The sequence below is a fragment of the Bryocella sp. genome (genome assembly GCF_058498515.1).
Genome location: NZ_JBMHYI010000005.1, coordinates 153,479 through 165,676, shown reverse-complemented (window position 1 = coordinate 165,676; position 12,198 = coordinate 153,479). Strand labels below are relative to the sequence as shown.

The 12,198-nt window shown below is 63.9% G+C and carries 11 protein-coding genes; 5 read left to right on the top strand and 6 right to left on the bottom strand.

The genetic code is table 11. The annotated features are described in order from the left end of the window. Positions 1–123 precede the first annotated feature (123 nt). The 3 genes from gltX to ispF form a co-directional block, all read right to left on the bottom strand. Positions 124–1,626 (bottom strand): glutamate--tRNA ligase, encoded by a 1,503-nt coding sequence (gltX, locus tag AC5E6W_RS01665; protein WP_491750519.1) that lies wholly within the window; start codon positions 1,624–1,626, stop codon positions 124–126. A gap of 45 nt (positions 1,627–1,671) precedes the next feature. After that, complete coding sequence (locus AC5E6W_RS01660) at positions 1,672–2,697, bottom strand: tetratricopeptide repeat protein (protein WP_491750518.1); 1,026 nt, start codon at positions 2,695–2,697, stop codon at positions 1,672–1,674. A gap of 87 nt (positions 2,698–2,784) precedes the next feature. Then, positions 2,785–3,405 (bottom strand): 2-C-methyl-D-erythritol 2,4-cyclodiphosphate synthase, encoded by a 621-nt coding sequence (ispF, locus tag AC5E6W_RS01655; protein WP_491750517.1) that lies wholly within the window; start codon positions 3,403–3,405, stop codon positions 2,785–2,787. 182 nt (positions 3,406–3,587) lie between these two features. On the opposite strand from ispF, the gene AC5E6W_RS01650 reads away from it, so the two are divergent. Continuing rightward, positions 3,588–4,628, top strand: a complete 1,041-nt coding sequence (locus AC5E6W_RS01650) for an SDR family oxidoreductase (protein WP_491750516.1) — start codon at positions 3,588–3,590, stop codon at positions 4,626–4,628. Positions 4,629–4,645: 17 nt separating this feature from the next. Here the strand turns inward: AC5E6W_RS01650 and AC5E6W_RS01645 are convergent, their stop codons facing one another. The 3 genes from AC5E6W_RS01645 to AC5E6W_RS01635 all read right to left on the bottom strand — a co-directional run bounded on the left by AC5E6W_RS01645 (position 4,646) and on the right by AC5E6W_RS01635 (position 6,888). Then, entirely contained in the window at positions 4,646–5,389 is a 744-nt protein-coding gene (locus tag AC5E6W_RS01645; protein WP_491750515.1) for a glucose 1-dehydrogenase, read from the bottom strand. A gap of 118 nt (positions 5,390–5,507) precedes the next feature. After that, positions 5,508–6,212: a 2-C-methyl-D-erythritol 4-phosphate cytidylyltransferase gene (gene ispD / locus AC5E6W_RS01640; protein ID WP_491750514.1), complete on the bottom strand. Its 705-nt coding sequence runs from the start codon at positions 6,210–6,212 to the stop codon at positions 5,508–5,510. A gap of 214 nt (positions 6,213–6,426) precedes the next feature. Continuing rightward, positions 6,427–6,888, bottom strand: coding sequence for a GNAT family N-acetyltransferase (locus AC5E6W_RS01635; protein ID WP_491750513.1), 462 nt, complete (start codon positions 6,886–6,888; stop codon positions 6,427–6,429). Between the two features lie 167 nt (positions 6,889–7,055). Here AC5E6W_RS01635 and tilS point away from each other — a divergent pair, with 167 nt between their 5' ends. The 4 genes from tilS to AC5E6W_RS01615 all read left to right on the top strand — a co-directional run bounded on the left by tilS (position 7,056) and on the right by AC5E6W_RS01615 (position 12,089). After that, positions 7,056–8,147 carry a tRNA lysidine(34) synthetase TilS gene (gene tilS, locus AC5E6W_RS01630; protein ID WP_491750512.1) on the top strand — a complete coding sequence of 364 codons (1,092 nt, stop codon included), beginning with the start codon at positions 7,056–7,058 and terminating at the stop codon, positions 8,145–8,147. A gap of 258 nt (positions 8,148–8,405) precedes the next feature. Continuing rightward, positions 8,406–10,319 (top strand): ATP-dependent zinc metalloprotease FtsH, encoded by a 1,914-nt coding sequence (ftsH, locus tag AC5E6W_RS01625; RefSeq protein ID WP_491750511.1) that lies wholly within the window; start codon positions 8,406–8,408, stop codon positions 10,317–10,319. 92 nt (positions 10,320–10,411) lie between these two features. Next, positions 10,412–11,614 carry an immunoglobulin domain-containing protein gene (locus AC5E6W_RS01620; RefSeq protein WP_491750510.1) on the top strand — a complete coding sequence of 401 codons (1,203 nt, stop codon included), beginning with the start codon at positions 10,412–10,414 and terminating at the stop codon, positions 11,612–11,614. 88 nt (positions 11,615–11,702) lie between these two features. Next, positions 11,703–12,089 (top strand): DUF4260 domain-containing protein, encoded by a 387-nt coding sequence (locus AC5E6W_RS01615; protein WP_491750509.1) that lies wholly within the window; start codon positions 11,703–11,705, stop codon positions 12,087–12,089. Positions 12,090–12,198 lie beyond the last annotated feature (109 nt).

Here is a 12,198-nt window from a genome sequence, read left to right as displayed (position 1 = left end):
GTCCTTCGACTGCGCCTCTCGCGATGAAACCACGAGAGGCTTGCTCAGGATGACAAATTTCCTGTGAGTCGAACACTTCCGCTCAATCGATCTGCTCAATCGATCTGTCGATACGGCTTCGATCTATCCGCGCTTGGGGAGCTTCTGGAAGGCGAGGAAGCGGCGCATGCGGTCGAGGGTGCGGGCTTTGCCGAAGACGACCATGGATTCCACCAGCGGTGGCGAGGTGGCGCTGCCGGTGACGATGGCGCGGAGGAGCATGAAGTTTTCCTTCACGCTCCAGCCCTTGGCCTCGCCGAGTTTCTTGAGCTCGGCTTCGATGGAGTCCTTGTCCCAGGCGGCGGCTTCGAGGGCGGTGAGTTGTTCGGCGACGAAGACGAGGGTCTCGGCGGATTCGCGCTTCTTGGGGAGCCAGACGGATTCGGGTGGCATGACGGTGTCGCGGAAGAGGAAGTCGGCGAGGTCGCCGATCTGGCCGAGGGTCTCGAGGCGGGCCTGCACCAGCGGGATGATGGCGTGGAGGTTGGCGTCGGAGAAGATGGTCTCGCGCATCGCCGAGAAGAAGTCCTCGGGTGAGAGCTTGCGGAGGTACTCGCCGTTGAGCCACTTCAGCTTGACGAGGTCGAAGACGGGGCCGCCGAGGGAGATGCGGGCGAAGTCGTACTTCTCGAGCATCTCCGGCAGGGAGAAGATGTCGGTCTCCTTGGTGTTGACGCCCTTGGAGACGATCTCCTGCTCGGTGAGCTGGGGCATGCCGCCGCCCATGAGGCCGAGGTAGTTGAGGACGGCGGGTGCGAGATAGCCGGAGTCGCGATAGAAGTTGAGCGAGACGGGGTTCTTGCGCTTGGAGATCTTGCTCTTGTCGGCGTTGCGGAGCAGGGGCATGTGCCAGAACTTGGGCATCTCCCAACCGAAGGCCTGGTAGAGCAGGACGTGCTTGGGCGTGGAGCTGATCCACTCCTCGGCGCGGATGACGTCGGTGATGCCCATGAGGTGGTCATCGACGACGTTGGCGAGGTGGTAGGTGGGGAAGCCGTCGGACTTCATCAGGACTTGATCGTCGACGTTGGTGTGCTCGAAGGTGATGTCGCCGCGCAATTCGTCGCGGAAGGTGGTGGAGCCTTCGAGGGGGACCTTGAGGCGGACGGTGTAGGGGCGACCTTCGGCGAGGTACGCGTCGATCTGCTCCTGGGAGAGATGGCGAGCGGCGCCGTTGTAGCGGGGCGGCGTCTTGGCGGCGATCTGCTGCTGGCGCATGGCTTCGAGCTCTTCGGCGGTCTCGAAGCTGCGGTAGGCGGTCCCGTTGGCTAGGAGGATCTCGACGTGCTCGCGGTAGATGTCGGTGCGCTCGGACTGGCGATAGGGGCCGAAGGGGCCGCCGACGTCGGGGCCTTCGTCCCAGGTGAGGCCGACCCACTTGAGGGCGTCGAAGATCATCTGCTCGGAGGTGGAGACGAAGCGGGTGCGGTCGGTGTCCTCGATGCGCAGGACGAACTGGCCGCCGCGCTGTTGCGCGAAGACGTAGTTCAGCAGGCCGATGTAGGCGGTGCCGACGTGGGGGTCGCCGGTGGGCGAGGGGGCGATGCGGACGCGGGTGGGGCGGGAGGTGGTGTTGCTCTCAGACATGTCAACTACCCATGTTAACAGAGGGACATGAACGGAGAGCGGTGCTCAGTTTGTTGGCAGAGTCTCCACGAAGGTCCAGAAGGCTTTGTTCTTTTTAAGCTTGAGGATGGAGTCGTCCTTGCGGGGATCGGGGAGCTTCTCACCGGGGATCGTGTTGGCTTTGCGGGCGAAGGCCTGCTCGAGGTGAGCGCGGGCGGCGTCAGCTTTGCCTTCCTCTGCGTCCGCGCAGGCGAGGTTGAAGTAGTAGAGCGGGTAGTCGGGGTCCTTGGCGATGGCGGCTTCGTTGAGTTCGCGGCTGCGCTTGATGTTGCCGGACATGCCGTAGGACATGGCGGCCTGATCGGTGAGGAAGCGGCGGAAGTTGCGCTGGTCTGCGCCTGATGACTCAGGCAGCATGGAAAGCGCGCTGTCGAAGTAAGTGGCCGCGGCGGCGTAGTTGTGGATCGACTGGTAGAAGATGGACGCCACGCCGCCGTAGTCCTGAATGGTGGGGGAGTAGCTGGCGTCGAGCACAATCTCCGGCAACGATGCGTCCAGGGGTGCGAGCTTGGACTTATCAGTTTCGAGGGAGACGTGCGCTTCGGCGCAGAGGCCATTCGCGGCGACAAACTCGAAGCTGTTCAGGTCGTGCAGATTGAGCTTCAGGACTTGCTCTAGATCCGGGGGCACCCCATCCATCACATACGAGGCTGTGGCGACGGCGGCGCCGCGGGAGTCAGTTCGCTCCGCGCGATGCACGCTATGCGAGTCGATGCGATCGGCAAACTGTTTGAGTAACGGTCTCACGACATCTTCGCGACAGTCGATCGCGGTGGCAGTGCTGGTGGCTGCCGGAAAGAGGATGTAGGAGAGCGTCATACCGGGCTGTTTGCCCGTGAGCTGCACCGCGGGACGGGTACCGTTGTCGTAGAGGAACAGCCTGTCGGGATGCCAGTCTCCGCCGGTATCGACGAGGATTGCTCCGGGGCCTTTTGGCATGATGAGGTGGAAGCTCTTCGATGGAGCTGTCTGGCCGCAGGCGACAGAACAGAAGCTGAAGCCCAGCAAGAACGCAGCGATTGTCCGGAACATGCGGATGAGTGTATCGCAGGCCTTGCACGCTCCGGCCGTCTTGAGCCCGGGTCCCTTGAGGGACCCGGGCTCAAGATTCCGCGGCCGCTAGGTGAGGTCGTCGGTGTCGAAGGCGGGTTTGCGGCCTAGGGCGGTGATGTCGTGTTTGTCGCCGGCGAGGGTGGTGAGCAGGTTCTCGACGTCGTCTTCGTCGGGGGCGTCGGTTTCGGCGACCATGACGCGGGGCTCGTTGGGGATGGAGATTCCTTCGAGGAGGACGACGACATGGGCGACGGCGGCTCCGTCGTGCGAGAGGCCTTCGGGGGTCTTGCCCTTGATCGACACGCGCTTCACGTCGATGTCGAGCAGGTCGGCGACGCGTTCGCGCATCTGGCCGGCGATGGGGACGATCTTGGGGCGGTGCATGATGAGCACGCAGTCGAGGTTGACGATCTGGTAGCCGGCCATGGCGACTTCTTCGAGCGCTGTTTTGAGGAACAGGGTTGAGTCGGCGCCCTTCCACTTGGGGTCGGTGGGGGGGAAGAAGGTGCCGATGTCGCCGGCGGCGACGGCGCCGAGGAGAGCGTCGGTGATGGCATGGAGCAGGAGGTCGCCGTCGGAGTGGCCGGCGAGGCCCTGGGGGTGGTCGATCTTCATCCCGCCGATGACGAGCGGAACGCCGTCCGCGAAGGCGTGCGAGTCGAAGCCGAGACCAATCCGGATATCCATCGAGGTCTATGTTACTTCACGGGTGTTCTGCGTTGTCCGTTGTGCGTTGGCAAAGGGCCAGGGGCCAAGCGTGGATATTGTGTGCGCGTGCAAAAAGATTGGGACAACGAATGTCGCATCGTTGATGGGGACGGCGCTTCTAAGACGGAGCGTTCAAGATTCAAGAGTGGAGACGGTGTTGCATGGCAACTGATCGGGTATTGGTGACGGGTGGAACGGGTTTCGTCGGGGCGCACTGCCTTGTGGACCTGCTGGCGCACGGGTATACGGTGCGGACGACGGTGCGGGACCTGAAGCGTGCGGAGGACATTCGCGCGATGCTGCGGGTGGGCGGGGTTGCGGAAGACGCGATTGCGGGTGTGGAGTTTGCCCAGGCGAACCTGCTGGAGGACACGGGCTGGCAGGCGGCTGTGGCCGGCTGCACCTACGTGCAGCACGTCGCTTCGCCGTTTCCGGAGCATGTGCCCAAGGATGAGAACGAGCTCATCGCGCCGGCGCGGGAGGGCACGTTGCGGGTGTTGCGCGCGGCGCGCGATGCGGGCGTGCGGCGGGTGGTGGTGACGTCGTCGTTTGCGGCGATTGGGTATGGGCATCCGGCGAGCAAGCAGAGATTCGACGAGAACGACTGGACGATTGTCGATGGGCCGGGAGTGTTTCCGTACCAGAAGTCGAAGACGCTGGCGGAGCGCGCGGCGTGGGAGTTTGTGCGGCGCGAGGGTGTAGGGATGGAGCTCAGCGTGGTGAACCCGGTGGGCATCTTCGGGCCGGTGCTGGGGCCGGATTATTCGACGTCGATTGTGCTGCTGAAGCGGGTGCTCCGCGGCGATGTGCCGGGCATGCCCAACTTTTCTTTCGGCATCGTGGATGTGCGCGATGTGGCGAGCCTGCATCGGTTGGCGATGGTGAGCCCTGAGGCCGCGGGCGAGCGCTTTCTCAGCACGACGGAGCACTTTATTCCGGCGGTGGAGATGGCAAAGATCCTGAAGGAACGCATGGGCGCGCAGGGACGCCGTGTGAAGGTGCATGTGCTGCCGAACTTCATGATCAAGCTGGTTGCGCTGTTCGATAAGGGCGTGGCGCAGGTGGTTCCGGAGCTGGGCAAGGTAAAGGATGCGACCAGCGAGAAGGCACAGCGTGTGCTGGGGTGGCAGCCGCGCTCGGTGGTGGAGGCGATTGTGTCTTCGGGGGAGAGCCTGGAGCGGCTGGGGTTGTTGAAGGGGTAGCCCGTTCGTTGTTAGGCCTAGAGGCCGCCGCTGACGTGGAGGAGCTCGCCGGTGATCCAGTGGGCTTCGTCGGAGGCGAGGAAGACTGCGGCGGGGGCGATGTCGGTGGGCAGGCCGATGCGGCCTAGGGGCGTGCGGGCGACGAGGCCATGGATGCGGTTGGAGATGGCGTTGAGCTGATCGCGCCTCCGGGGTACGTCGACAAAGCCGGGGTTGATGCTGTTGACGCGGATGCCGCGGGGGCCTAGCTCTTTGGCGAGCACGCTGGTGATGGCGTTGAGAGAGGCCTTGGTTGCGGTGTAGACCGCGGACGCCGGCGGGTTCTCGCGGGTGATGGAGGAGCCGATGTTGATGATGCTGGCTCCGGCGGTGAGGTGCGGATTGGCGGCTTGCGTGACGAGCAGCGTGCCAAGCACGTTGAGGTTGAAGTGGGCGTGGAAGTCGGCTTCGGTGATGGCTTCGAGCGGAGCGTAGCGGTAGATGCCGGCGTTGTTGACGAGGATGTCGAGGCGGCCGAAGTGGGCGATGGTTTTCTGAATGAGCGCGCTTGCTTCGGAGGCCTGGGAGATGTCGGCCTGGAGGGCGATGGCTTGGCCGCCGTTGGCGGTGATGGCAGCGACTACGTGGTCGGCGTCGGATTGGCTGTGGGCGTAGTTGACGACGACCGAGGCTCCGGCAGCGGCGAGGGCCTGGGCGATGCCGGCTCCGATGCCGGTGGAGGCGCCGGTGACGACGGCTACTTTTGGGGTGAGGGTGGGCATCGGAGTCCTGGTTTGAGGCGATGACACTCGATAGGTGTGAGGAAAAGGAAGACACCAGGGACACGAAGGACACAACGGTGCACGAAGGTGAAACGCGGCGGTGGTCCGGGGTGTCGTCTTAGCCGGCGAGGTAGAACTCGGCTACTTCCAGGTCGCCGGGTTGGGTGACTTTGAAGTTGCGGCTGGAGCCTGGGACGACGAAGACGGGGATGTTGGCGCGTTCGAGGAGGGAGGACTCGTCGGTTCCGACGAACTCGTCGGCGGTGGCTTCGGCGAAGGCCTGGCGCATGAGGGGGACGCTGGCGCCCTGGGGGGTCTGGGCGTGGACGATGAGCTCGCGGGGGATGGTGGCGGTGATGAGGGCGCCGTCGGCGGTGCGCTCGACCTGCTTGATGGTGTCGATGGCGGGCATGCCGACGATGGCGGCGCCGTGCTTCTCGATGGCGTCGATGGTGCGGTCGATGGTGACGGGATCGATCAAAGGCCGGACGGCGTCGTGGACGAGGACGATGTCGTCGTCGCTGGTCGAGGGCAGGGCGTTGAGGGCGTTGGCGACGGAGTCCTGGCGGGTGTCGCCGCCGGTGACGACGTGGACCTTGCCGCTGAGGCCGTGTTCGGCGATGAGTTCGGCGACGCGGGGCTGCTCGGTTTCGCGGACGGAGACGTAGATGGCTTCGACGCGCGGGACGGCGAGGAAGGCACGCAGCGAGTGCAGCAGGATGGGGATGCCTTTGAGCTGGAGGAACTGCTTGGGAGACCCTCCAGAGGAGGCTGCCATGCGGGTCCCGAGGCCCGCTGCGGGGAGGATTACGAAGACGGACATAGGAAGGGAAGTATAAACCCAGCGCTTCGCGTTGGCGCGCTTTGCGCGTTAGCAAGTCGGCGCTTCGCGTTAGCGGGTTAGCGATTGCAGACGACGTGCCCTCTCCCTAAGCGGACGAACGAACCGTTGCGCCCCAATCCTGCTGACTTGCTGCCGCGCGAAGCGCGCTAAGGCAAGGTGCTGACACGCAGTGCGAACGCGAAGCGCTGGCTCGCTATGGCTTCAGCATGAGCTCATTGGACTGCTGGAAGCCGTATTTCTCGTAGATGGGGCGGCCGAAGGGGGAGGCGTGGAGGGTGATGACGGTGGCTCCGCGCTGGCGGGAGAGCTTTACGGCGGCGTCGAGGATAAGGCGGGCGTAGCCTCGGCCGCGGACTTCGGGGGCGGTGTAGAAGTTGAGCAGGTAGGCGCGGAGAGGCTCGGCGTGGAGGTAGTGGGGCGGCCAGTCCATGAGGAAGATGCCTCCGGCGGCGACGATCTCGGCGCCTTCTTCTTCGCTGAGCAGGAGGCCGATGTAGGTGTCCGCGGCGAGGTGGCGGCGCAGCCAGGCGTCGAAGGCTGGATCCATGGCGGCGAGAGCGACGTCGTTGCCGAACTCGTTGTCGGCGAACATCTGGTGGCGCTGGCGAACGATGAGGGGAACGTCGTCGAGCGTGGCCTGGCGGATGTGGGACATCTGCTGATGGTAGCAACGGAGCGGTGCTGATGCTGGAGAGAGGGGTGATCGAGTTTGGAGCTGGGAGCTGGGGGTGTCGAGTTTCAGGATTCCAGTGGCCCAGATTCCAGATGCCAGTGGAGGTGCTCGCTTAGCATGTTGGGGTGGCTGGAACTTTGGAACTCGGATTGAATCGCGCGCTGTTGTCGGCGGGCGAGCGCGTGTGTGTGGCGGTGTCGGGTGGGGCGGATTCGGTGGCGCTGCTGCTGGGGCTGATCGAGGCCAATACCGAGTCGCGGCAGAACAAGACGCCGCTGGGCGTGGTGCTGAGTGCGGTGCATGTGAACCATGGGCTGCGGGGTGCGGAGTCGGATGGGGATGAGGCGTTTGTGCGCGAGCTGTGTGAGCGGCTGGGCGTGGCGCTGACGGTGGAACGCGTGGATACGGCGGGACGGCAGGATGCGGAGCGCGAGGGGGTGGAAGAGGCGGCTCGGGAGCTGCGGTACGGGGTGTTTGAGCGGCTGCTGGAGTCGGGCAGAGCGGGTGTGGTGGCGACGGCGCATACGCTTGACGACCAGGCCGAGACGGTGATGATGAAGCTGTTGCGGGGGGCCTGGACGGAGGGGCTGGGGGGGATTGCTCCTGAGGTGTCTGAGCGAGGGTCGAGGGCCAAGGGCCAAGGGCCAAGGGATGGACGGGTTGTGCGGCCGCTGCTGGGGGTGCGGAGGGTGGAGATCGAGGTGTATCTGCGGGAGCGGGGGCAGGGGTGGCGGACGGATTCGTCGAATGCGGATACGACGCTGACGCGGAACCGGGTGCGGCATGAGTTGATGCCGGTGTTGCGGAGCTTCAATCCGGCGGTGGATCAGCAGCTGGCGCGGGTTGCGGAGGTGGCTCGGGACGAGGAATCGTACTGGCAGGGGGAGATTGGTCGTCTGCTGCCGCAGCTACTGCTGCCGGGACGGCCGGTTCGCGGTGGGGGACGAGCCGTCGCGACGGGTGTGGGTGAGGCGGGTTGTGCGCTGGAGATTGAGCGGCTGCGACCGCTGGCTGCGGCGGTGAGGCGACGGATTATGCGGGCGGCGGCGAGGACGCTGGGAGCCAGGATGAACGCGGTGGAGACGGCGCGGGTGCTGGCGCTGGCGGGGTTGGGTCAGCCAGGAGAAGCGGCTGGCAAGCCGGGGAGCCGAGTGGAGTTATCCGGCGGGCTGCGGGTGGAGCGGACGGCGCGGGAGCTGCAGTTTGCGGTGGTTGGGCGGGCTACGGCCGGCGTTCGGTAACGCGCTGTGGAGATGGCCTGAAGTGGGCATTGAGCTCACCAAATTGCCCGCTTAAGTTGCACGCACCGCCATTGGAATCCTTGGGCTGGGGGGTAGAATAGGAGCGTCGTGCACTCCGTGGCGGCCGATGGGCGATAGACGATTCTGCACCCGATTGCAGGGTGAGGCGTCTAAAACTATCGGATGGCACGAATCCAGGCCGTGTGTCGGCAGGGTATACGGGCTCTGGAGTGCAGGAACACGAAACGAGGCAGCGGATTGAACTCAACGGTTAAACACTTGTTGATCTGGGTGGCGACTATCGGCATTTTGCTGATTGGTTGGAAGTTTGTCGTCGCCAACATGGGAGCCGGGCACGACAAGGAGATCTCCATGACGGAGATGCAGAACTTTGTCGACGCGAACAAGGTCTCCGACGTGACGGTCAACGACCACGAGATTTCGGGCACCTTCAAAGACGGCAAAGAGAGCTTCCACACCTCGATCCCTGCGGGCTACAACGATCTCTGGAAAGAGATGCGGGATCATGGCGTCAACATCCACAACAAGGATCAGAACGGCAGCATCTGGATGAGCTGGCTGTTCCAGCTTGCGCCAATCGCCGTGCTGCTGGCGCTGTTCCTGTTCATGATGCGGCAGATGCAGTCGGGCGGCAACAAGGCGCTGAGCTTTGGCAAGAACCGTGCGCGCCTGCTCTCGATGCAGCAGAAGAAGATTACGTTCAAGGACGTTGCGGGTGTGGACGAGGCCAAGGAGGAGCTCAAGGAGATCATTGAGTTCCTGCGCGAGGCTCAGAAGTTCCAGCGCCTGGGTGGCCGCATTCCCAAGGGCGTGCTGATGGTCGGGCCTCCGGGCACCGGCAAGACGCTGCTGGCCCGCGCGGTTGCGGGTGAGGCGAACGTTCCGTTCTTCTCGATCTCCGGTTCGGACTTCGTGGAGATGTTTGTGGGCGTGGGCGCGAGCCGCGTGCGCGACCTGTTCGAGCAGGGCAAGAAGAATGCTCCCTGCATCATCTTCATCGACGAGATCGACGCTGTGGGACGTCACCGCGGCGCAGGCCTCGGCGGCGGACATGACGAGCGCGAGCAGACGCTGAACCAGCTGCTGGTGGAGATGGACGGCTTCGAATCGAACGACGGTGTAATCCTGATCGCCGCGACGAATCGTCCTGACGTGCTGGATCCGGCGCTGCTTCGTCCGGGCCGTTTCGATCGCCGCGTCATTGTCGATCGTCCTGACATTCGCGGGCGCGAGGAAGTGCTGCGCGTTCACTCGAAGAAGGTTCCGCTGTCGGAGGACGTCGACCTGGCGATCCTGGCTCGTGGAACACCGGGCTTCTCGGGAGCGGATCTCGCGAACATGGTGAACGAAGCTGCGTTGACCGCGGCTCGGTTCAACCGCAAGTCGGTCCACATGTACGACTTTGAGATTGCCAAGGACAAGGTGCTGATGGGCGCCGAGCGCAAGTCGATGCTGCTGAGCGACGACGACAAGCGCGACACGGCCTATCACGAGGCTGGCCACGTGCTCGTCGCTGCGAAGCGCAAGCACTCCGACCCGCTGCACAAGGTGACGATCATCCCGCGCGGTATGGCGCTGGGCGTGACGATGCACCTGCCCGAGGAAGACAAGCACACGGTGACGAAGGATTACCTCGAGACGCAGCTGGCCATCCTGATGGGTGGGCGCTGCGCGGAGGAGATCTTCATGCACCGCATGACGACCGGAGCGGGCAACGACATCGTGCGCGCGACGGAACTGGCTCGCAAGATGGTGTGCGAGTACGGCATGAGCGAGCTTGGGCCGCTGACCTACGGCAAGAAGGAAGAGCAGATCTTCCTGGGCCGCGAGATCGCGCAGGCACGGGATTACTCGGACGATACGGCCAAGGAGATCGATCGCCTGGTGAAGCAGTTCGTCGACAACGGCTACAAGTCGGCGTACTCGATCCTCGAGAGCAATGGCGACATCATGCACCGCATGGCCGAGGCCCTGCTGGAGCGCGAGACGCTGGATGCCAAGGAGATCGAGCTGATCATCACGGGTCAGGAGCTGCCGCCGGTACGTTCGGCGCTGGCGTTTGCCGAGCCCGGCGATGGCGACACGCAGAAGGTGATCAAGCCTGAGGGTGGACGCAAGAGCGGCTTCACCGAAGGCAGCGCTACGGCGTAAACGAGTTGCAACCCAACAACAGATGAGGCGGCCTTTGGGCCGCCTCATCTGTTTCCATGGGGCTTCTCGGGATACGATGGGCCTGGGTTCCTATGAAAACGAGTCTGCGTCTTTTCCTGAGCTGGCAGGCAGTGCTTTCGCTCACGCTCACGGCTGTTCTGTGCGGATGCGGGGTTGCGTCGGTGCCAGCGCCACCGGTTCTGGCTGGGGTCATCACGCAGCAGCCGGCCAGCGCCAGCGTTCCCGCAGGCATGACGGCGACGTTCCTGGTGGGGGCTTCGGGCGTCAATCTCTCCTACCAGTGGTATCGCAATGGGGCAGCGATTTCGGGCGCGACGGCGTCGACGTACACGACGCAGGTGATGGCCTACGCCGACAGTGGCGCGGTGTTTACGGTGACGGTGAGCAATGCCGGGGGCTCGGTGACGAGCTCGCCGGCGACGTTGACGGTGACGGCGCGGGCTCCGGTTGCGGGGGATCTACGGTTCAGCCAGGTGGACTCCGCGACGACGGTGAACGGATATTCGTTGGCCCAGCTTTCGTTGGATCCGATCGTTTTCTGTCCTCCGCCGGGAGGACAGGCGGCTGCGATGACGTACGGCGCCGCGATCGGTACGTCCTTTCAGCTGGGAAACAATGGATGCGGATGGTCGTTCCTCGTGCTGGCTTCGTCGGCGTCGGTCAGCAGTGGATACGGGGGCACGGACGTCTCAAACCTCCAGGCAGCGTTAGCGGAGCCGATGGGCAACATGCCTTCGCCGGATGATCCTCTGTCGGTGGTGGTCGCCACCGGAGTCGCTTCGGTCGATCCGAGCTTCGTTGCGTTTGGCTACGTGCATGACAGCAGCGGCCCGGCGTATACGTGTTTCCAGGCGACCGTGAGCATGGCGGCCCTTCCGGCTGCGGCCGCGCAGGAGGCCGCGCAGGGACACGTGATTACGGCGCTCTACGTGATTGGGAGCAACGTGACCTATTTTTCGTACGCCTGGGCCGGCGACCCGAACGGAGTGTACGAGACGCAGGTGGTTTCGGGAAACCTTGCCCAGGGAGTCAGCATGGTGCAAGACCTGGCGGCGGGTGGGTACATCGTCACCGCGAGCACGAGCACGTACGCGGCGGACGGAAGCGGCCTCACAATCGTTGGAACGCGGTTCAAGGGGGATACGACTCCGCGCCCGTTCCTGGAAGAGGACGTCGGGATGGACCAGCTCATGAGCGGAGGTTATGCTCTTGTGCTCTCCACGCACGATTGGACACAGTTAGCTGGGCAGGCGAAGTACATGGGAGAGCGTTAAGTTGGCGATGGCGACACACAGAAGGTACTGAAGCCCAGATGGGCCGCCTCGTTTGTTCGCGAGAATTGTTTGGGAGGACGCATTACGCATGAACCTGTTCGCCAAACCCGCGGTGCTGCTGCGCGGAGAAGATGCTTGTCTTCTGGCAGCGGCTTTGTTCGTCTATGCTCATCTGCATCTGAGCTGGATTCTGTTTGCGGTGCTGTTCCTGGCTCCGGACCTGTTGATGGCCGGATACCTGTTGAATGTCCGGGCGGGAGCTACGCTCTACAACGTGGGACACGTGTTGTTTCTGCCGCTGGTGGTGCTGGGTGTTGGCTATGCTACGGGCCGCATGTCGATGGTGGCGGTGGGGATTATCTGGTTCAGCCACATCGAACTCGACCGGCTGCTGGGCTTTGGATTGAAGTATCCGACGACGTTCAAGGACACGCATTTGCAGCATCTCGAGCTGGCGGCTGAAGAGATCGCCTGAGCGAGTGTGCCGCGATGCTCGGCTGCATGGGGCGACGCTTCATCGTTTTTGTTTTCTGTAGAGGTATGAGGGAAGACCAGGTTTGAGCTGCGAGGAAAGGCAGAGCTAC

Excerpts from the sequence above, each read along its gene's own strand:
- gltX (WP_491750519.1), bottom strand. The coding sequence starts at position 1,626 with ATGTCTGAGAGCAACACCACCTCCCGCCCCACCCGCGTCCGCATCGCC.
- AC5E6W_RS01660 (WP_491750518.1), bottom strand. The coding sequence starts at position 2,697 with ATGTTCCGGACAATCGCTGCGTTCTTGCTGGGCTTCAGCTTCTGTTCT.
- ispF (WP_491750517.1), bottom strand. The coding sequence starts at position 3,405 with ATGGATATCCGGATTGGTCTCGGCTTCGACTCGCACGCCTTCGCGGAC.
- AC5E6W_RS01650 (WP_491750516.1), top strand. The coding sequence starts at position 3,588 with ATGGCAACTGATCGGGTATTGGTGACGGGTGGAACGGGTTTCGTCGGG.
- AC5E6W_RS01645 (WP_491750515.1), bottom strand. The coding sequence starts at position 5,389 with ATGCCCACCCTCACCCCAAAAGTAGCCGTCGTCACCGGCGCCTCCACC.
- ispD (WP_491750514.1), bottom strand. The coding sequence starts at position 6,212 with ATGTCCGTCTTCGTAATCCTCCCCGCAGCGGGCCTCGGGACCCGCATG.
- AC5E6W_RS01635 (WP_491750513.1), bottom strand. The coding sequence starts at position 6,888 with ATGTCCCACATCCGCCAGGCCACGCTCGACGACGTTCCCCTCATCGTT.
- AC5E6W_RS01620 (WP_491750510.1), top strand. The coding sequence starts at position 10,412 with ATGAAAACGAGTCTGCGTCTTTTCCTGAGCTGGCAGGCAGTGCTTTCG.
- AC5E6W_RS01615 (WP_491750509.1), top strand. The coding sequence starts at position 11,703 with ATGAACCTGTTCGCCAAACCCGCGGTGCTGCTGCGCGGAGAAGATGCT.